Origin of the sequence: Bradyrhizobium yuanmingense (genome assembly GCF_025200905.1) — a bacterium.
GTDB lineage: Bacteria > Pseudomonadota > Alphaproteobacteria > Rhizobiales > Xanthobacteraceae > Bradyrhizobium > Bradyrhizobium yuanmingense.
This window is the reverse complement of the sequence record NZ_CP104173.1, coordinates 6,820,001-6,837,508: the sequence shown is the minus strand read 5'-3', so window position 1 is coordinate 6,837,508 and position 17,508 is coordinate 6,820,001. Positions and strand designations below refer to the sequence as shown.

The 17,508-nt window shown below is 64.0% G+C and carries 12 protein-coding genes, 2 tRNA genes, 1 rRNA gene, 1 pseudogene and 1 riboswitch; of the genes and pseudogenes, 9 read left to right on the top strand and 7 right to left on the bottom strand.

From position 1 onward, the window contains the following. Positions 1-10: 10 nt before the first annotated feature. Positions 11-859, bottom strand: coding sequence for a chorismate mutase (locus N2605_RS31680; RefSeq protein ID WP_036040392.1), 849 nt, complete (start codon positions 857-859; stop codon positions 11-13). A 156-nt stretch (positions 860-1,015) separates the two neighbouring features. Continuing rightward, positions 1,016-1,095, top strand: a riboswitch (SAM riboswitch). A 94-nt stretch (positions 1,096-1,189) separates the two neighbouring features. Here N2605_RS31680 and metX point away from each other — a divergent pair. Together metX and metW are read left to right on the top strand one after the other, a co-directional pair. Further along, the gene (gene metX, locus N2605_RS31675) at positions 1,190-2,392 is read left to right on the top strand and encodes a homoserine O-acetyltransferase MetX (RefSeq protein WP_260347527.1); all 1,203 of its coding nucleotides are present in this window, start codon (positions 1,190-1,192) and stop codon (positions 2,390-2,392) included. Positions 2,393-2,394: 2 nt separating this feature from the next. Then, positions 2,395-3,057 (top strand): methionine biosynthesis protein MetW, encoded by a 663-nt coding sequence (gene metW / locus N2605_RS31670; protein ID WP_035996939.1) that lies wholly within the window; start codon positions 2,395-2,397, stop codon positions 3,055-3,057. Positions 3,058-3,173: 116 nt separating this feature from the next. Here metW and N2605_RS31665 read toward each other — a convergent pair whose 3' ends face one another. Then, positions 3,174-4,037 (bottom strand): alpha/beta fold hydrolase, encoded by an 864-nt coding sequence (locus tag N2605_RS31665; RefSeq protein WP_260344841.1) that lies wholly within the window; start codon positions 4,035-4,037, stop codon positions 3,174-3,176. A 213-nt stretch (positions 4,038-4,250) separates the two neighbouring features. Here N2605_RS31665 and N2605_RS31660 point away from each other — a divergent pair, with 213 nt between their 5' ends. Further along, a complete protein-coding gene (locus N2605_RS31660) occupies positions 4,251-4,904 on the top strand; it encodes a TIGR02594 family protein (protein WP_036040398.1) in 654 nt (217 codons plus the stop codon). A 128-nt stretch (positions 4,905-5,032) separates the two neighbouring features. Here the strand turns inward: N2605_RS31660 and N2605_RS31655 are convergent, their stop codons facing one another. Then, a complete protein-coding gene (locus N2605_RS31655) occupies positions 5,033-5,821 on the bottom strand; it encodes an MOSC domain-containing protein (RefSeq protein WP_260344838.1) in 789 nt (262 codons plus the stop codon). Between the two features lie 238 nt (positions 5,822-6,059). Here N2605_RS31655 and clpB point away from each other — a divergent pair, with 238 nt between their 5' ends. Further along, a complete protein-coding gene (gene clpB / locus N2605_RS31650; RefSeq protein WP_035996950.1) occupies positions 6,060-8,699 on the top strand; it encodes an ATP-dependent chaperone ClpB in 2,640 nt (879 codons plus the stop codon). Positions 8,700-8,740: 41 nt separating this feature from the next. On the opposite strand, the gene N2605_RS31645 is transcribed toward clpB, so the two are convergent. After that, on the bottom strand, positions 8,741-9,160 hold the full coding sequence (locus N2605_RS31645; protein WP_225140787.1) for a nuclear transport factor 2 family protein: 420 nt from the start codon (positions 9,158-9,160) through the stop codon (positions 8,741-8,743). A 54-nt stretch (positions 9,161-9,214) separates the two neighbouring features. On the opposite strand from N2605_RS31645, the gene N2605_RS36410 reads away from it, so the two are divergent. Both N2605_RS36410 and N2605_RS31635 read left to right on the top strand, forming a co-directional pair. Next, positions 9,215-10,027: a helix-turn-helix domain-containing protein gene (locus tag N2605_RS36410; RefSeq protein ID WP_311735346.1), complete on the top strand. Its 813-nt coding sequence runs from the start codon at positions 9,215-9,217 to the stop codon at positions 10,025-10,027. Next, a pseudogene (locus tag N2605_RS31635) lies at positions 10,026-10,170 on the top strand (AAA family ATPase); the annotation flags it as partial. The gene N2605_RS36410 and the pseudogene N2605_RS31635, both read left to right, overlap by 2 nt. Before the next feature lie 59 nt (positions 10,171-10,229). Here N2605_RS31635 and N2605_RS31630 read toward each other — a convergent pair. The 3 genes from N2605_RS31630 to N2605_RS31620 all read right to left on the bottom strand — a co-directional run bounded on the left by N2605_RS31630 (position 10,230) and on the right by N2605_RS31620 (position 14,413). After that, positions 10,230-10,493: a hypothetical protein gene (locus tag N2605_RS31630; protein WP_035996955.1), complete on the bottom strand. Its 264-nt coding sequence runs from the start codon at positions 10,491-10,493 to the stop codon at positions 10,230-10,232. An 82-nt stretch (positions 10,494-10,575) separates the two neighbouring features. Beyond that, positions 10,576-12,195, bottom strand: a complete 1,620-nt coding sequence (locus tag N2605_RS31625) for a Vgb family protein (protein ID WP_260344835.1) — start codon at positions 12,193-12,195, stop codon at positions 10,576-10,578. A gap of 154 nt (positions 12,196-12,349) precedes the next feature. Beyond that, positions 12,350-14,413 carry a M23 family metallopeptidase gene (locus N2605_RS31620; RefSeq protein WP_260344834.1) on the bottom strand — a complete coding sequence of 688 codons (2,064 nt, stop codon included), beginning with the start codon at positions 14,411-14,413 and terminating at the stop codon, positions 12,350-12,352. A 1,124-nt stretch (positions 14,414-15,537) separates the two neighbouring features. Here N2605_RS31620 and N2605_RS31615 point away from each other — a divergent pair. The 3 genes from N2605_RS31615 to N2605_RS31605 all read left to right on the top strand — a co-directional run bounded on the left by N2605_RS31615 (position 15,538) and on the right by N2605_RS31605 (position 17,404). Beyond that, positions 15,538-17,026, top strand: a 16S ribosomal RNA gene (locus N2605_RS31615). A 192-nt stretch (positions 17,027-17,218) separates the two neighbouring features. After that, positions 17,219-17,295 (top strand) — tRNA-Ile (locus tag N2605_RS31610). 33 nt (positions 17,296-17,328) lie between these two features. Beyond that, positions 17,329-17,404, top strand: a tRNA-Ala gene (locus tag N2605_RS31605). The last annotated feature ends 104 nt before the right edge of the window (positions 17,405-17,508 follow it).

Here is a 17,508-nt window from a genome sequence, read left to right as displayed (position 1 = left end):
GCTCGCGATTTTACGATTTCGGCCCGGTCGGGGGCACCGTATAGCGCGTTGCGTGGCTGCCGACGAGGGCCACAGAGCGCACCGAGGCCCCCGCCTCGATCAGGGCAGCCCTGATCTTGTCGATGCTGGTCGCGCCGGTGACCGAGACCAAGAGCGCCGCGCCGTCGAAGGCGGTATCAGGCACGGCCACGATCTCGGCGAGCGGCGACAGCGCGCGGGCGACCTCGGCGTTCCATCCCGAGACGCGCACGCTGAAGGTCTCGACCTCCGTCACCAGGGCGCTGTCGGCGACGCGCGAGATCGCGAACACCGGCAAGGCGGCCGGATGATCGGCACGCTCGATGAAGGGCATCCGCGCGATGATCTTCGGTGCGCCGTCGGCCTCCAGCTCCAGCCACCATGGCGTGCGGCTCGAGGTCGCCGAGACCATTGCCAGATCACCCTTGGATTTCGCTACCGCCTCGACCGCGGCCTGTGCGCTGAAATGCGCGACGTAAGGCACGGTGAAGCCGAAATTGAAGCGCACGGAATCGCGCATCGCCGCCTCGCTGGCCGAGATGTCGGCATGCACCGAGAACGGCGCCTGTACGTAAGTGAAGGTCGAGATGATGACGCGCCAGATGCTCTCGACCGTGTCGAGCGGCAGGATGCCGCGATGACGCTGCACGATCTCGCGCATCATGGCAGCCTCGCGCGCGGGACGGAACGCCGAGCCGACCTCCTGGGTCTGCTTCACCTGGATCAGGCGATCGATGATCTCGCCGCGCTGCATGAGGAGGCGATGCATGCCCTCGTCGATCGCGTCGATCTCCTTGCGCAGTTCCTGAAGCGATGGTGGCGCGGGCGGACGTTGGGACATGTCTGGTCGTCGATCGTTCCGGTGGGGGATATCCTGATTAGGCAGTCGGGGCGGCGAAAGCAAAGAGAAATGACGTGCTTTGCGGGCGTCGCGGCAGAGGCGAATTGGGCCGATCCGGGCCGCGACTTGACGAAAACCGCCCAAGACGGTAGCTTTTGCCCGTTCCGTGGTCATTTGAGCCGGCCGGCTTGCAGCCACGTTAAAAAACTCGCTAAACAGGCCGGGGACGCTTCCGATCCCGGCCGAACCTATCGTTCAGGCCGGGTTTTTCATGGCCTGATGTCAGCGGCGCGGTCGAGCAGCCAGTCGCAAACGAGGTCGATGTCCGAGATGGGTAGCGTCAAGTCGATACCGAGTCCTGCGATCAGCGCCGACGAGCGGTCGCACGAGGTGGATCATCCAAGCTCGCTGGTTGCGCATTTCGGCACCGAGCAGCCGCTGCGGCTCGATTGCGGCGTCGATCTCACCCCGTTCCAGATCGCCTACCAGACCTATGGCGAGCTCAATGCCGATCGCTCCAACGCCGTGCTGATCTGTCATGCGTTGACCGGCGACCAGCATGTCGCCAACGTACATCCCGTCACCGGCAAGCCGGGCTGGTGGGAGACGCTGGTCGGTCCCGGCCGACCCATCGATCCCAAGCACTACTTCATCATCTGCTCCAACGTGATCGGCGGCTGTATGGGCTCGACCGGGCCGGCGTCGATCAATCCCGCCACCGGCAAGGTCTGGGGCCTGGACTTCCCCGTCATCACCATTCCGGACATGGTGCGCGCGCAGGCGATGCTGATCGACCGGCTCGGCATCGACACGCTGTTTGCCGTCGTCGGCGGCTCGATGGGCGGCATGCAGGTGCTGCAATGGACCGCGGCCTATCCTAGCCGCGTGTACTCCGCGCTGGCGATCGCCTGCGCGACGCGGCACTCGGCGCAGAACATCGCCTTCCACGAGCTCGGCCGCCAGGCCGTGATGGCCGACCCCGACTGGCATGGCGGCGGCTATGCCGATCGCGGGATCCATCCGCATCGCGGGCTCGCGGTGGCGCGGATGGCGGCGCACATCACCTATCTCTCGGACGCGGCGCTGCACCGCAAGTTCGGCCGGCGCATGCAGGACCGCGAGCTGCCGACCTTCTCGTTCGACGCCGATTTCCAGGTCGAATCCTATCTGCGCTACCAGGGCTCGTCCTTCGTCGAGCGGTTCGACGCCAATTCCTATCTCTACCTGACGCGGGCGATGGACTATTTCGACATCGGCGCCGACCATGGCGGCGTGCTGGCCAAGGCGTTCGCCGGCATCAAGACCCGCTTCTGCGTGGTCTCCTTCACCAGCGACTGGCTGTTTCCGACCGCGGAATCGCGCGCGCTGGTGCACGCGCTGAACGCTTCGAGCGCGCGCGTGTCATTCGCCGAGATCGAGACCGATCGCGGCCACGACGCCTTCCTGCTCGACGTGCCCGAATTCTTCGACATCTCCCGCGCCTTCCTGCAATCGGCTGGCAAGGCGCGCGGGCTCAACCTCGAGGACCGTTAGCGATGTCCGTGCAGGAAGTGCTGCCGCTGGACGGCGTTGCGGCCAGGCCGTCCGGTGATTATCGCGCCGATCATCGGCTGGTCGCCGAGATGGTCAAGCCGGGCTCGAAGGTGCTCGACGTCGGCTGCGGCGACGGCGATCTGCTTCAGCTGCTGGAGACCCGCGGCATCGACGGCCGCGGCATCGAATTGTCGCGCGAGGGCGTCAACCGCTGCGTCGCCAAGGGGCTCGCGGTGGTGCAGGGCGATGCCGACACCGATCTCGTCAACTATCCGGACGATGCCTTCGACTACGTGATCCTGTCGCAGACGCTGCAGGCGACGCGGCAGCCGAAGGTCGTGCTGGAGAACCTGCTGCGCATCGGCCGCCGCGCCATCGTCTCGTTCCCGAATTTCGGGTTCTGGAAGATGCGACTCCAGCTCCTGATCGGCGGCCACATGCCGCGCACGGAGAATCTGCCGGCGACCTGGTACGACACCGCCAACATCCATTTTTGCACCATCAAGGATTTCGTGCAGCTCTGCGATGAGATCAACGTGAAGATGGAGCGCTCAGTCGCGCTCGATCTCTACGGCCGCCCGGTGCCGCTGAACCTGCCCTGGTGGGTGTGGAACATGTTCGGCGAGCAGGCGGTGTTCTTGCTGAGCCGCGGCGGGGGGAAGTAGTTTCCCTCCGTCATTCCGGGGCGATGCGAAGCATCGAGCCCGGAATCCATCGTCCAACAGCGCCTGCAGCCCGATGGATTCCGGGCCTGCGCCTTCGGCGCATCCCGGAATGACAGCTAGTGGGAAACCAGCGACCGCGGGTCCCGCACCGGCCAACGTCCTGCTTCCACCAGCGTCACGAACCGCTCGACACTCTCGTTGAACAGCGCGGGCTCCTCCAGGTTCAGCACGTGGCCGGACTTCGGAAACATCGCGAGCCCCGCCGCGGGCAGGTGCTTCTTCAGGAATAGGCTGGCGCCCACGCAAGGCTCGTCCTCGTCGCCGCAGATGATCAGCGCGGGTGTTGCCGCGCCTCTGATCGCGTCCGTCATCGTGTAGATCGAGGGACGGCCGCCCTGGAATCCGCGCATGGTGCGCGCCGATCCCAGGGCATCGTGCCGCGCCAGTGCGGCGTAGAAATCGGCATGCCCGCGTGGATCCTTCACCAGGAACGGAATCCGGCTCGGCGCCTCGCGCGTGACTTTCGCGACTTCCACCGATCCCAGCGTCTCGAACTGCTCGGCATTGGCGCGGCACTGCGTGCGCCAGGTCTCCAGGTTCTCGAGCTCCGAGCCGGAGCCGACGCCGGCCAGCGTCATCGACAGTGCGCGCTGCGGCGCGTTCAACCCGATCTGCAACGAGGAATAGGCGCCCATCGAAAGACCGACGAGATGCGCGCGCTCGATGCCGAGATGATCGAGCACCGCAAGCGCATCGGTGTAGAAATGCGTGTAGGTGTAGACCTCGCCGTCAGGCACGTCCGACGGCGTGTAGCCGCGCGCCGAATAGGTGATGCAGCGATGGCCACGCGAGAAGTAGCGCATCTGCGGCTCCCAATTGGTGTAGTCCGCCGCGAACTCGTGCAGAAAAAGTATCGGCGTTCCCTGGCCCGCCTCCTCGAAATAGATGCGGACGCCGTCCCTGGTCGTGGCATGGGGCATTAACCGTTTCCCTCTGTTTCAAGCCGTGTTCGAGGATCGCAGTTAATTCTGTTGTCGGCAATGCGGCAGCAGCGCCGAGCACGAACACAAAATCATTGCAGCCATTCGCGGGCGTTGCGTCTTTTTCTCGCCACATCGGGCGGCTTAACGGCCAAACGGATGTCGGCCATTGCACGGGCCGGCGGGAAGTGGGGGTGTCAAGAAGGATGAAGAATGTTCGAGTTGTTTGCGTCTCGCCTGTCGCGTTGTGTTGTCGCGCTGGCGCTGTTCTTCGCGGCCTTCGCCGTGTTCGTTTCTCCGGCCTCGGCACGGCCGTATCATCGTCATAGCGCAGAGCGGCACGGTTACGTGCATCACGCCAGACATCATCACCACCGTCACTATGCCCATCATGCCCGCAGTTCGCGCTTCGAGCGCAGCGCGGCGCAATTGCAGGCAAGCGGCTTCGCCGACACCCAGGCGAGCTATGATCCGAATGCCAATGCCAGCGGTGCCGGCATGAACGGAGGCTTCAGCGGAGGATCGGGTCTCGTCTCCGAGGCACGCCGCCATATCGGCGGCAATCCGACCGGGCGCGGCCGCCTGTGGTGCGCGCGCTTCATGAACATGGTGCTGGAGCATACCGGCCATCGGGGCACCGGCTCCGACATGGCGAGCTCGTTCGCGCGCTACGGCACGCGCATCTCCGGACCGCAGGTCGGTGCCATCGCCGTGATGTCGCGCGGCCGCCGCGGCGGTCATGTCGGCATCATCACCGGCATCGACGCGCAGGGCAATCCGATCATGATCTCCGGCAACAACGGCAACCGAGTCCGCGAAGCCCCGGTCTCGCGCGGCAAGATTTATGCGTATGTGATGCCGAACTGACGGTGGAGCTGTAGCGACGGTCTCGTAGGGTGGGCAAAGCGAAGCGTGCCCACCACCTCCCTCCGCTCGACGAGATGGTGGGCACGGCGCAAGAGCGCCTTTGCCCACCCTACGGCAGCGGAGTTAGCTCACAGCAGCTTCGGCTCTTCCACCGCCACCACATCGCCGACGCCGACGTCACCGTCGGCGATCACCTCGGCATAGATGCCGCAGTCCATATGGCCGAGATGGCGCGAGAGCGTGGGAGGGATTTCGAGATCGCGCTTGGCGGTCTCGGGGTCGACATTGGTGGCCGGGCAGCGGACGATGCGCTTGATCACCTTCAGTCTGGCCTGCCCGATCGCGAGCGTCTGGCCGACGAGGTCGAGCTCCGACCAGGCCGGCCAGCCTTTCACGTAGAGATTGGCGCGGAAGCGCAGCGGATGCACGGCGACGCCGCCGAGCATGGTCTCGATGGCGCGGACGCTGTCGAGATTGATGATGGAGACGACCTTGCGGGCGACGTCGGAGAAGCTGTGGTCGCGGCCGGAGAGAATTTTGGGCGGGCCCTTCAACTCGGGCTGAAAGTTCTCCGTGAAATAGGCCTCGATGGCGGCGCGCCCGGCGGCGGTCTCGAGATCGCCGCTGGCGACGATCTGGCCGTCCTTGCGGATGGTCAGCACGTTGGTTTCGTCGTCGAACCGGCTGTCGAGCGCGGCCAGCCGCTCATTGCGCGCCAGCATCAGAAACTGGATTTTCGGCTTCCATTCGGGCGTCTCGGGGTCGAACCCGCTCGGGCCGTTCTCGATCGCGTAGCGGCGGTCGGCCGGCAGGGTCTGGCCGACCCGCAAAGGAACGTGCGACAGGCGTTCCGGCGTCAAGCCCTTGATCGGGTAGCGGTAGAGGCCGGTGATCTCGGCGGTATGGCTGGCTGTCATGCCGCTACTTAAGGGATTCGGATCGCCATCGCCAAGCCCGCCCGTCCGCGCACGAAATTGTGAAGTAGCCTCTTTCGCATCCGCAACCTGCTTCCCACATCTGGTCCAGGCCGGCGGCAACGCCGGCAAAAAAGACCGTTACCGGTTGAGAAACGTCAATGCGGTAATTGGAAACCCAATGAAGATGCCGTTTGGGGTGCCTTAGAGGGCCCCGAGGGCAGGCCGAGGGACAGAAAAGATGAACATCGAGAAGTATACCGAACGCTCCAGGGGCTTCATCCAGTCCGCGCAGTCGCTCGCGATGCGCGAGGGGCACCAGCAGTTCTCAACCCTGCACGTCCTGAAAGTCCTCCTGGACGACAATGAGGGGCTCGCGGCCGGTCTGATCGACCGCGCCGGCGGCAATTCCCGTGCAATCCTGAAGGCGACCGAGGACGCCCTCAACAAGGTGCCGAAGGTCTCCGGCGGCGGTGCCGGGCAGATCTATCTCGCGCCCGAGCTGGCCCGCACTTTCGACGCGGCCGAAAAGGCCGGCGAGAAGGCCGGCGACAGCTTCGTCACGGTCGAGCGGCTTTTGCTCGGGCTCACGCTGGAAAAGACCAGCGAGGCCGGCACCATCCTGAGCAAAGGCGGCGTCACGCCGCAAAACCTCAACGCGGCGATCGAGGCGCTGCGCAAGGGCCGCACGGCCGACTCTGCGACCGCCGAGAACGCTTATGATGCCCTGAAGAAGTATGCCCGCGACCTGACCCAGGCTGCGCGCGACGGCAAGCTCGATCCGGTCATCGGCCGCGACGAGGAGATCCGCCGTACGATTCAAGTGCTCTCGCGCAGGACCAAGAACAACCCCGTCCTGATCGGCGAGCCCGGCGTAGGCAAGACCGCCATCGCCGAAGGCCTCGCGCTGCGCATCGTCAACGGCGACGTGCCGGAGAGCCTGAAGGACAAGAAGTTGCTTTCGCTCGACCTCGGCGCACTGATCGCCGGCGCGAAGTATCGCGGCGAGTTCGAGGAGCGGCTGAAGGCCGTGCTGCAGGAAGTGACCGGGAGCGAGGGCACCTTCATCCTGTTCATCGACGAGATGCACACGCTGATCGGCGCCGGCAAGGGCGACGGCGCGATGGACGCCTCCAACCTGCTCAAGCCGGCGCTCGCGCGCGGCGAGCTGCACTGCATCGGCGCGACCACGCTCGACGAGTACCAGAAGCACGTCGAGAAGGACGCCGCGCTGGCCCGGCGTTTCCAGCCGATCTTCGTCAGCGAGCCCTCGGTCGAGGACACCATCTCGATCCTGCGCGGCTTGAAGGACAAGTATGAGCAGCATCACGGCGTGCGGATCACCGATTCCGCGCTTGTCGCGGCGACGACGCTGTCCAACCGCTACATCACCGACCGCTTCCTGCCCGACAAGGCGATCGACCTCATGGACGAGGCCGCGGCGCGGCTGAAGATGCAGGTCGATTCCAAGCCGGAAGAGCTGGATTCGCTCGACCGCGAGATCATCCGGCTCAAGATCGAGCAGGAGGCGCTGAAGAAGGAAAGCGATGTCGGCTCCAAGTCGCGGCTCCAGACCCTGGAGAAGGACCTGGCCGAGCTCGAGGAGAAGTCGGCGGCGCTGACGGCGCGCTGGAGCGCTGAGAAGAACAAGCTCTCCGACGCCCAGAAGCTGAAGGCCGAGCTCGACGGCTTGCGTGTCGAGCTCGCCAATGCGCAGCGGCGCGGCGAATTCCAGAAGGCCGGCGAGCTGGCCTATGGACGGATCCCGCAGCTCGAGAAGCAGCTCGCGGACATCGAGGCTAAAGAGAATTCCGGCGAGATGATGGAGGAGGCTGTTACCGCCAACCACATCGCGCAGGTGGTCTCGCGCTGGACCGGCGTGCCCGTCGACAAGATGCTGGAGGGAGAGAAAGAGAAGCTCCTGAAGATGGAGGAGCAGCTCGGCAAGCGCGTCGTCGGCCAGGCCGAGGCCGTGCGTGCGGTCGCAACCGCCGTGCGCCGCTCGCGTGCGGGCTTGCAGGACCCGAACCGCCCCACCGGCTCGTTCATGTTCTTAGGTCCCACCGGCGTCGGCAAGACCGAGCTGACCAAGGCTCTCGCGGAGTACCTGTTCAACGACGAGACGGCGATGGTCCGCCTCGACATGTCCGAATATATGGAGAAGCACTCGGTCTCGCGGCTGATCGGCGCGCCTCCGGGCTATGTCGGCTATGACGAGGGCGGCGCGCTCACCGAGGCGGTGCGGCGCCGACCCTACCAGGTGGTGCTGTTCGACGAGATCGAGAAGGCGCATCCTGATGTCTTCAACGTGCTGCTGCAGGTGCTCGACGACGGCCGCCTGACCGACGGCCAGGGCCGCACCGTCGACTTCCGCAACACGCTGATCATCATGACCTCGAACCTTGGTTCGGAATATCTGGTGAACCAGCCGGAGGGCGAGGACACCTCGGCCGTGCGCGAGCAGGTGATGGGAATGGTGCGGGCGCACTTCCGCCCCGAATTCCTCAACCGCGTCGACGAGATCATCCTGTTCCACCGGCTGCAGCGCAGCGAGATGGGCCGCATCGTCGAGATCCAGTTCGCGCGGCTGCAGAAGCTCCTGACCGATCGCAAGATCGTGCTGAGCCTCGATGCCGCGGGCCGCGACTGGCTCGCTGCCAAGGGCTGGGATCCCGCCTACGGCGCAAGGCCCTTGAAGCGGGTGATCCAGCGCTACCTCCAGGACCCGCTCGCCGAGATGATCCTCGCCGGCGACGTCAGGGATGGCGACAATGTCGCGATCTCGTCCGAAGGCAATGTGCTGACCTTCAACGGCAAGGCGCCGCAGACCGCCGAGATCACCCAGTTCGAGGCGCCGGTGGCGAAGCGGAAGCTGAACTGATGAAATACACGCCCTCCGCGCCAACCTCGCGGAGGGCGTTTTCAATCCGCTAAGAACGCGTCCACCACTGCCTGATCGCGGTCGTAGACCCAGCATTCGCTCAGCAGGCCTTCACGCACGGCATAGACCAGCAACCGTTCCAATTCAGCCGTGCGACCGTCCCGGCTGAATGATTCCCGTGCGAGAATGGCGCCGCGCCGCGGCCCGGCCATGACGTCATCGATGGCGAGCAGTTTTCGGTTGGAGCGGCGTGCGACCTCGGCCAGAGTGGCAAGCGCGGCCGCCTTGCCGCGGTGAGTGCCGGCGAGCGGATTATGGCCGGCATAGTGCAGCATGAATTCATCGTGGTAGCAGGCGGCGATCGCGGCGCGGTCACCGGCCTGCCAGGCGGCCGCGTAGCGCGTCACGGCGGCGCGGATAGCGGCGATTTGTGCGGCGTCGTCTACCAGAACTCTGTCCATCGATATGATCTCCCGGGTCATCGGCAGCGCTGTGCCGGTGCGCTATGATGAGGCATGACCTCGCCTTCCGGCTTTCAGGAACTGGCTATCAGCACGCCGCCCAGCGGCGGACCAAAGAGGGCGCGGATGCTCGATTGGGACGCGCGGGTGCTCTATCTCGGTCCAGCCTTCGGGCTGACGCCCCACCGCAATGCCACCGGCGTGCTGGCCGTCGCGCTCGACGGGGCGATAGGCGTAGCTAACGATCCGAGGGCGCGCTCACCGTCTTATCGCGAGACCCGCAGCGTGCTGATCATGCCCAACAGTCTGCACCATCTCCGCACCGATGCTGGACGGATGGCCTTCCTCTATGTCGATCCCCTCGGCCGCGATATCGAGGCGCTTCGCTCACGAATGAAGGAGGTCGGATCGAGGGCCGCGTTCGACATGATCGACGAGAGGTCGGTCGTCGCGCTGTTTGGCGCCATCGCGGAGCGACGCCTCGCATCTGAGGACGCGCAGCAAGCAGCCCGCGATATGCTTGGGATCGGATCAAGTCCGCAGCCAGATGCAAGAATTGCCGCCGCCATCGAGCGGATGCGCGAGCAGCCCAGCGGTTCGCACACCCTTGCTGAACTCGGCCGCAGGGCCGGACTTTCGTCCTCGCGCTTCCTGCATCTTTTCAAGGACGTCACGGGTGTGCCGCTCCGCCGCTACCGGATCTGGTCCCGGATCGGCGCTGCCGCGCGGGCGGTCGCACAAGGCCAATCGCTGACCGAGGCCGCGCATGACGCGGGCTTTTCCAGCTCCGCGCATTTCAGCACGGCCTTCCGCGACATGTTCGGTATGATGCCGTCGGAATTGTTCGCACGGGTGCGTGCGGGTTAACGTCTTCAACGTGCTGTTGCAGGCGCTCGGCGACGGCCCGCTGGCCGAGGGCCAGGGCCGTACCGTCGATTCCGCGACATGCTGATCATCATGGCCTCGAACCTCGGTCCGAGTATCTCGTGAACCAGCCGGAGGGTGAGGATCTGAAATGAAAGCCGCCCCGGAGGGTCACCTCTCCGGGGCGTCCTGTTTTGCTGTCTGGCTAGTTGCCAGGGGCCGAGGCGGAGCGCGGCTCGACGCCGTCCTCCTCGTCCTCCTCCAGCTCCGACAAAATATCCACCAGCTCGCGCACCCGGCCCTGCGCCAGCGGGCGCAGATCGTTGATCATCGGCTCATCGTTGGCGAGCCAGGCCTGGGCCTCAGCAAGCTCCTCAGCGGTCGCGCCGGTCCCGATGATCTGGGCAATGGTGACGTCATCGGCGCGGTCCACGGCCTTGACGACATCGTCGCGTGAGAGGCGCGTCATGAGCGATCCTCCTGCTGGCTTCCGTCAGCGTCTAACCGGGGAACCGGCGTGACGGTTCCCGCCAGTCCCGTGCACGTAGCTCCTACTTCTTCACCACCTTGTAGATCGCATTCTCGACATCCGAGCTGACGTAGATCGCGCCCGTCGCGCCGACTGCGACGCCGGTGGGGATATGCGTCGGCAAGCCGCCGGGGGCGCCGGTCAGACCGATCGGGAGATTGGCTGCGATTTCGGTGACCTTGCCGGATTCCGGCACGATCTCGATCAGCCGCTTGGCGCCGACTTCGGCGACGATCAGCTTACCGTCGCCGGTGCGCGCGATGCCTTCTGGCATCTTCAGATCCTTGGCGATCACGGTCTTTTCGCCGGTGCTGTTGATTTTGGAGATGATGCCAGCAAAAGCCTCGGTGACGTAAACCTCGTCGCCGGCCCCGCGGACGAGACCCATCGGACCCTCGAGCGCGCCGATCAGCGTGGTGCGATCCTTGCCGTGCTCGCCGCTCACCTTGACCAGCGACTTGGTGCCGAGCTCGGCTACCAGGATGCTGCCGTCCGCGAGCACGACCGCGTCATGCGGCGCCTTGAAGCCGTGCAGCATGTCGCGCGTCGCGCCGGTCTTGCCGTCGATCACCTGCACGGTGCCGGTGAACCAGCTCGACAGGACCACGTCGTTGCCCTTCGCCGTCGCGCTCATCGGATATTCGAGCGTCGTGCCAGCGGCGTGCATGCGCGCCTTTTCGGTGACCTCGCCGGTCACGCCGTCCACCGTGCGATAGGCGAACAGGTCGGCGACGTGGATCGTGTCCTTGCCGTTCTCCGAGGTGACGCCGATGCCGCCGGGCAAAGCGAGCTTGCCGATGATGATCTGCTTGGCATGACCGGTCGCGGGATCGACCTCCTGGATGCCGTTGTCGGCCATGTTGGAGACGTAGATGCGGTCCTTGTCGTCGATGGCGAGATTGTCCAGCGACGGCTTCAGCTGCGCGACCATGGTCTTGGCGCCCGATTTGGGATCGACCCGGACGAGCTGGCCGAGCGCGGTGTCGATCACGATGAGATTGCCCTTGGAATCGAAGTTCACGGCGGCCGGGATCTTGAAGCCGTCGGTGACGACACTCAGCTCGGCCTTGTCGACGTCGACCCTTGCGACCTGGCCCTTGAACCAGAGCGGACCATAGAGCTTGTCGTCGGGACCGAACTCGAAGCCGTTGAGGCCGCCCATCTTCTCCATGATCTGGCGGGGCGGTTTGACGCCCTCGACGTCGATCTCGTAGAGCGCATCGCCGAGGAAAACGGTGGTGGCGTAGAGCCTGCCGTCCTTGCGGAAGGCGAGCGAGTTGATGCCGGGCAGCCCGGACGCGAGCTTCTTGATCGGTCCGTCGCCCTTGCGCGCATAGAGATCGCCGGCGAGGAAGCCGGTCCAGGCCATGGTGCCGTCGGGTGCGAACGCAATGTCGTCGGCCATCCCCACCGGTGCCGGGATCGCGACCTTGGCGCTGCCGCCGGCAATGTCGACCTCGTAGAGCGCAGCGCCCGCGACGCTGCCGGCAAACAAATGGCCGGCCTTGTCGACACCGAGCCCGTGCACACCATGGAATGCCGAGCCCGGCACGAGTCTCGTGACCTCCCAGCTGTCGGCCGATGCGCTCGTTGTGGCGAACAGCGCAGCAATCAGGGCTGCGCAGGCGAGCCTGTTTCTCATGGCGTGACCTCCCATTTTTTGGAAAGTATTCGCCCGTCCTGCGGCTTTGGCAAACAAAACTTGACGTTGTGTCGCCGCGAAGCGGCCTCGCTGCGTAGCGTGCTCGTTTGAAATTCTGTTTGAAAACGCCGGCCGATATCGGCGCGTTGCCGGCTTACCGGTTGGTGACCTGCAGCGGCCCGCCGGTGGCGTCCGACATGCGGGCGATGGCGCCGCCGCGGCCGCTCATCATGCCGTCGAGCCGGTCGCGCTCCTTCTCGAAGCTCGCCAGCATCGGGCCCTCCAGCGAACGGCCGCGCGGTAGCTTCACGCGCATCGGATCGACGAAGCGGCCGTTGACAAGGATCTCGTAATGGACGTGCGGGCCGGTCGACAGACCGGAGGAGCCGACGAAGCCGATCACCTGGCCCTGTCGCACCTTCTTGCCGGGCTCCATGCCCTTGGCGAAGGCCGACATGTGGCCGTAGGCAGTCTCGTAGCCGTTGGCGTGCTTGATGCGGATGTACTTGCCATAGCCGCCCTCGGGGCCGGCCTTCTCGATCATGCCGTTGCCGGAGGCGAAGATCGGCGTGCCGTAGGAGGTGGACCAGTCGACGCCGGTATGCATCTTCACGTAGCCGAGGATCGGGTGGCGGCGGCCGCCGAAGCCGGAGCGCATGATGGCGTTGTTGACGGGCTTTCTGACCAGGAACTTCTTCGCGCTCTTGCCGGTCTCGTCGTAATAGTCGACGAGGCCGTCGTCGGGGCTCTGGTAGCGGTAGTATTTCTTGGTCTCGCCGCCGACGGTGAGCGAGGCGAACAGCACCTCGTTCTTCTCGGTCGCGGTCACGCCCTCGTCCTCGCCCGCGTAAAACACGTCGAAGGAATCTCCGGGCTGCACCTTGCGCTGGAAATCGACGTCGTAGGAGTAGATCTTGATCATGTCCTCGATGACGGGCATCGGGACCTTGTTGCGCATCGCGGTCTCGTAGATGCTCTGGTAGAGCCGCACGCCGGAGCCGTCATCGTCATCGTCGTCGTCGCTGCTGGCGTTGGCCGCAGTATCGGCGACGGTGTTCATGCTGGAGACGTCGACGGCGACGTATTTGCCGAGATCGGACAGCGCCGCGATCGCTTCCACCATCGTGTCGTTTGCAACCACGACGCGATAGGGCTGCAGGCGGGCGCCGGGGCTTGCGGGCGCCATCAGGATGCGGAGCTTCTCGCCTTCCTTCAGGCCGCCGTCGCGGCCGCGCGGTCCGAGCGTCGCGGTGATCGCCTTGATCTCGTCGGCATTGGCGCCGAGATCGCGCAGCACGCCGGCGACGCTGTCGCCCTTCTTGACCATGTGGACGCGTTCGCCGTTGGGATTGCCGCCGGTGATCTGCTCCTTGGTCTTGGGCAGCAGCGTGACGTTCTCCGGCACCACGCGCGTCTCGAAGCCGGCATAGGGATCGGACGGCGAGGCCTCGGCGGCGTAGGCGGTTCTGATGTCGGAAGGGCCGGTCGCGCCGGAGATGTCGGCAGCCGTGTTGGCGAGCGAGGCGTAGCGCACCCCGCCATTGCCGCGCCAATTGGCGGCATCGCGCACCCGCATCAGGATGTCGTCGAGTGCCACCACCGCGGAAATCTTGGCCTTCGGCAGCACCGGCGACAGGTCCTTGGTGACGAAGGACACTTCCGCGTCGGGCTCGACGGCTTCAGGATTGTTGGGATCGTCGGACGCCGTCTTCGGGTCGGAGCCGACATCGGTCAGCAGGCGCTGGGCGTTGAACGGCGGGATCTTCGCCGACAGATCGCTCGTCGTCATCGACAGATTGCCGGCGATCCGCACGAACGGACGCACCCGCATCACGTCACGGTTGCCGACGCGGGCAACCGTCGAAACGCGCATCACGTTGCGCGAGGCGGTGGATTCGCTCGGCGGCGGCAGGCGATCGCTCTTGTGCAGCGTGGCGGCACGATCGGCGGCGCCGAATGCTCCGCGCAGCGCGCCTTCGACCCGCTCCGGCACCTTGGCGAAGGTCATCTCGCCGTCGAGCGAAGCGAAAACGGCGCCGCCGATCAGGGCTGCGCCGCAGAGTCCGGTCAAAATTGTCCCGCTGAACCATTGCACCGAGACGCGGCGGCGGTCGATCACCGCGGCTTCAGAACCATCGACGGACAGCGGCGGCTCGTGGCCGAGATCGATGATCCCGGTCTCACGCCCGTAAGTGCCGCGTGACGTCCTGTGGTTCAACCCAAGTCCCCCAACTCAACGACCCAAGATGCCCGGTTTCGAACCTGTCCCAGGCTGCCCTCTTGAACGGGGATCGCCGGAGCAGGCAAGCCGCACAACTGTCCGCGCCCAGAAAGCCCCTTGATGGGGCCGGCCGAAATTACGAACAGCTGGACGGGTAAAGCTCTCTCGATGTCTTTCGAATGCCGAAGGAAGGTCGCGTCATTTGCAACATCGCCTTCCTCTGACCCCATGAAAATCGCCGGCAGCCCCCACAGGCGTCCCCGCGATTCAAGCTTGTCTCTTATCAGAACGCCGCGGGATTGTGGCTCAAGTACGGCGCCAAATATGGAAAAAGTTTCCTAAATGCCGCGCCGTAAAGGCCCCCGTGAGATCACGGGCTGAGCTCGAGCGGGGTGGGGGACAGGGCCCCATCTAGCGGGGGAGGCGGGCGTCTGGCCGGGGGCCGACAGCGCTTGGGACGGCGCGCCCCCCAGGGTGGCGGAGTGCGGAGGAGGGCCCCCGAGGGAGGCCGCCAGGGAGGGCTCCAAGGCGCCCTCCGGAGCCCGCCGGCGGGCAAACTTTTTTTCAGATTTTTTGCCGGGCGGGCTCGTTCGATGTGCCCGGCGGCTTTCTAAATGGCTGGAATCGTGGGTGTTTTCTCGCTGGTCCGCTGTGCGACGATTTGTTGACGATTGGCGTTGACAGGCCGGAAGGTGGGGCCTATAACCCCAACCACTGAGCGCGGCGCCGCCGGGTCACTGACCAAGGCGAGCGAACGCGCCACTGATGCTCCTCACCTTGTTGAGTGACACAACAGCCGACACCAGTCGGTTGGAGTTCATCCATCGTCGGTAAGGGTGTCGGAACCCTTCCTCTCAGGAAGGTTGAGGCCTCCATGGTCTCGGGCTGTTTGACAAGTGAAGATGAAGAAAGAGAAACGTGGACGGCGGAGTCCTTGCGGGTCTCGCTTCCGAGAAGCTTCGGCTTTTCTGATCGAGACCGGACGAAAGACTTCGGCGGTACACGTTTTAAAGGAAACACCATCGTTGCCAGCGATGTGAATCGCGGGCAGCACATCGACTTCGGTCGATAATGGTGGGACCTCGTCAAACGTTGTGATCAGCCGGTTCAAAGTTCAAGTCCAACTTGAGAGTTTGATCCTGGCTCAGAGCGAACGCTGGCGGCAGGCTTAACACATGCAAGTCGAGCGGGCGTAGCAATACGTCAGCGGCAGACGGGTGAGTAACGCGTGGGAACGTACCTTTTGGTTCGGAACAACACAGGGAAACTTGTGCTAATACCGGATAAGCCCTTACGGGGAAAGATTTATCGCCGAAAGATCGGCCCGCGTCTGATTAGCTAGTTGGTGAGGTAATGGCTCACCAAGGCGACGATCAGTAGCTGGTCTGAGAGGATGATCAGCCACATTGGGACTGAGACACGGCCCAAACTCCTACGGGAGGCAGCAGTGGGGAATATTGGACAATGGGGGCAACCCTGATCCAGCCATGCCGCGTGAGTGATGAAGGCCCTAGGGTTGTAAAGCTCTTTTGTGCGGGAAGATAATGACGGTACCGCAAGAATAAGCCCCGGCTAACTTCGTGCCAGCAGCCGCGGTAATACGAAGGGGGCTAGCGTTGCTCGGAATCACTGGGCGTAAAGGGTGCGTAGGCGGGTCTTTAAGTCAGGGGTGAAATCCTGGAGCTCAACTCCAGAACTGCCTTTGATACTGAAGATCTTGAGTCCGGGAGAGGTGAGTGGAACTGCGAGTGTAGAGGTGAAATTCGTAGATATTCGCAAGAACACCAGTGGCGAAGGCGGCTCACTGGCCCGGTACTGACGCTGAGGCACGAAAGCGTGGGGAGCAAACAGGATTAGATACCCTGGTAGTCCACGCCGTAAACGATGAATGCCAGCCGTTAGTGGGTTTACTCACTAGTGGCGCAGCTAACGCTTTAAGCATTCCGCCTGGGGAGTACGGTCGCAAGATTAAAACTCAAAGGAATTGACGGGGGCCCGCACAAGCGGTGGAGCATGTGGTTTAATTCGACGCAACGCGCAGAACCTTACCAGCCCTTGACATGTCCAGGACCGGTCGCAGAGATGTGACCCTCTCTTCGGAGCCTGGAGCACAGGTGCTGCATGGCTGTCGTCAGCTCGTGTCGTGAGATGTTGGGTTAAGTCCCGCAACGAGCGCAACCCCCGTCCTTAGTTGCTACCATTTAGTTGAGCACTCTAAGGAGACTGCCGGTGATAAGCCGCGAGGAAGGTGGGGATGACGTCAAGTCCTCATGGCCCTTACGGGCTGGGCTACACACGTGCTACAATGGCGGTGACAATGGGATGCTAAGGGGCGACCCTTCGCAAATCTCAAAAAGCCGTCTCAGTTCGGATTGGGCTCTGCAACTCGAGCCCATGAAGTTGGAATCGCTAGTAATCGTGGATCAGCACGCCACGGTGAATACGTTCCCGGGCCTTGTACACACCGCCCGTCACACCATGGGAGTTGGTTTTACCTGAAGACGGTGCGCTAACCCGCAAGGGAGGCAGCCGGCCACGGTAGGGTCAGCGACTGGGGTGAAGTCGTAACAAGGTAGCCGTAGGGGAACCTGCGGCTGGATCACCTCCTTTCTAAGGATGATCCTTCAGCGAGCTCACGCTCACTATCGGATCGTTTTAGAAACATCAGTGGCCAACAGATCGCCAGATCGTTGAGCTGCATTGGCGGGATTTCGCCGTCTTCGTTTCTCTTTCTTCGCGGACGAACACGCGCTGGGCCTGCATCAAGCAGGATCCCACGGTCCCTGACGGGATATGCGTTAGGGGCTTGTAGCTCAGTTGGTTAGAGCGCGCGCTTGATAAGCGTGAGGTCGGAAGTTCAAGTCTTCCCAGGCCCACCACTTTCATCGAGTGAGCATTCGTCTTCTGGTTACGGGGCCATAGCTCAGCTGGGAGAGCGCGTGCTTTGCAAGCATGAGGTCGTCGGTTCGATCCCGTCTGGCTCCACCAGATGGTTTGATCACCGAGATCTTGCACCGTCGTCCGCGAAACATCACTTCGCATCCTGCTAGTCTGGATAGACAGCAAGATGCGTGTTTTCTGACATCGTAAAG

Excerpts from the sequence above, each read along its gene's own strand:
- N2605_RS31680 (WP_036040392.1), bottom strand. The coding sequence starts at position 859 with ATGTCCCAACGTCCGCCCGCGCCACCATCGCTTCAGGAACTGCGCAAG.
- metW (WP_035996939.1), top strand. The coding sequence starts at position 2,395 with ATGTCCGTGCAGGAAGTGCTGCCGCTGGACGGCGTTGCGGCCAGGCCG.
- metX (WP_260347527.1), top strand. The coding sequence starts at position 1,190 with ATGGGTAGCGTCAAGTCGATACCGAGTCCTGCGATCAGCGCCGACGAG.
- N2605_RS31655 (WP_260344838.1), bottom strand. The coding sequence starts at position 5,821 with ATGACAGCCAGCCATACCGCCGAGATCACCGGCCTCTACCGCTACCCG.
- clpB (WP_035996950.1), top strand. The coding sequence starts at position 6,060 with ATGAACATCGAGAAGTATACCGAACGCTCCAGGGGCTTCATCCAGTCC.
- N2605_RS36410 (WP_311735346.1), top strand. The coding sequence starts at position 9,215 with ATGACCTCGCCTTCCGGCTTTCAGGAACTGGCTATCAGCACGCCGCCC.
- N2605_RS31660 (WP_036040398.1), top strand. The coding sequence starts at position 4,251 with ATGTTCGAGTTGTTTGCGTCTCGCCTGTCGCGTTGTGTTGTCGCGCTG.
- N2605_RS31665 (WP_260344841.1), bottom strand. The coding sequence starts at position 4,037 with ATGCCCCATGCCACGACCAGGGACGGCGTCCGCATCTATTTCGAGGAG.
- N2605_RS31625 (WP_260344835.1), bottom strand. The coding sequence starts at position 12,195 with ATGAGAAACAGGCTCGCCTGCGCAGCCCTGATTGCTGCGCTGTTCGCC.
- N2605_RS31630 (WP_035996955.1), bottom strand. The coding sequence starts at position 10,493 with ATGACGCGCCTCTCACGCGACGATGTCGTCAAGGCCGTGGACCGCGCC.
- N2605_RS31645 (WP_225140787.1), bottom strand. The coding sequence starts at position 9,160 with ATGGACAGAGTTCTGGTAGACGACGCCGCACAAATCGCCGCTATCCGC.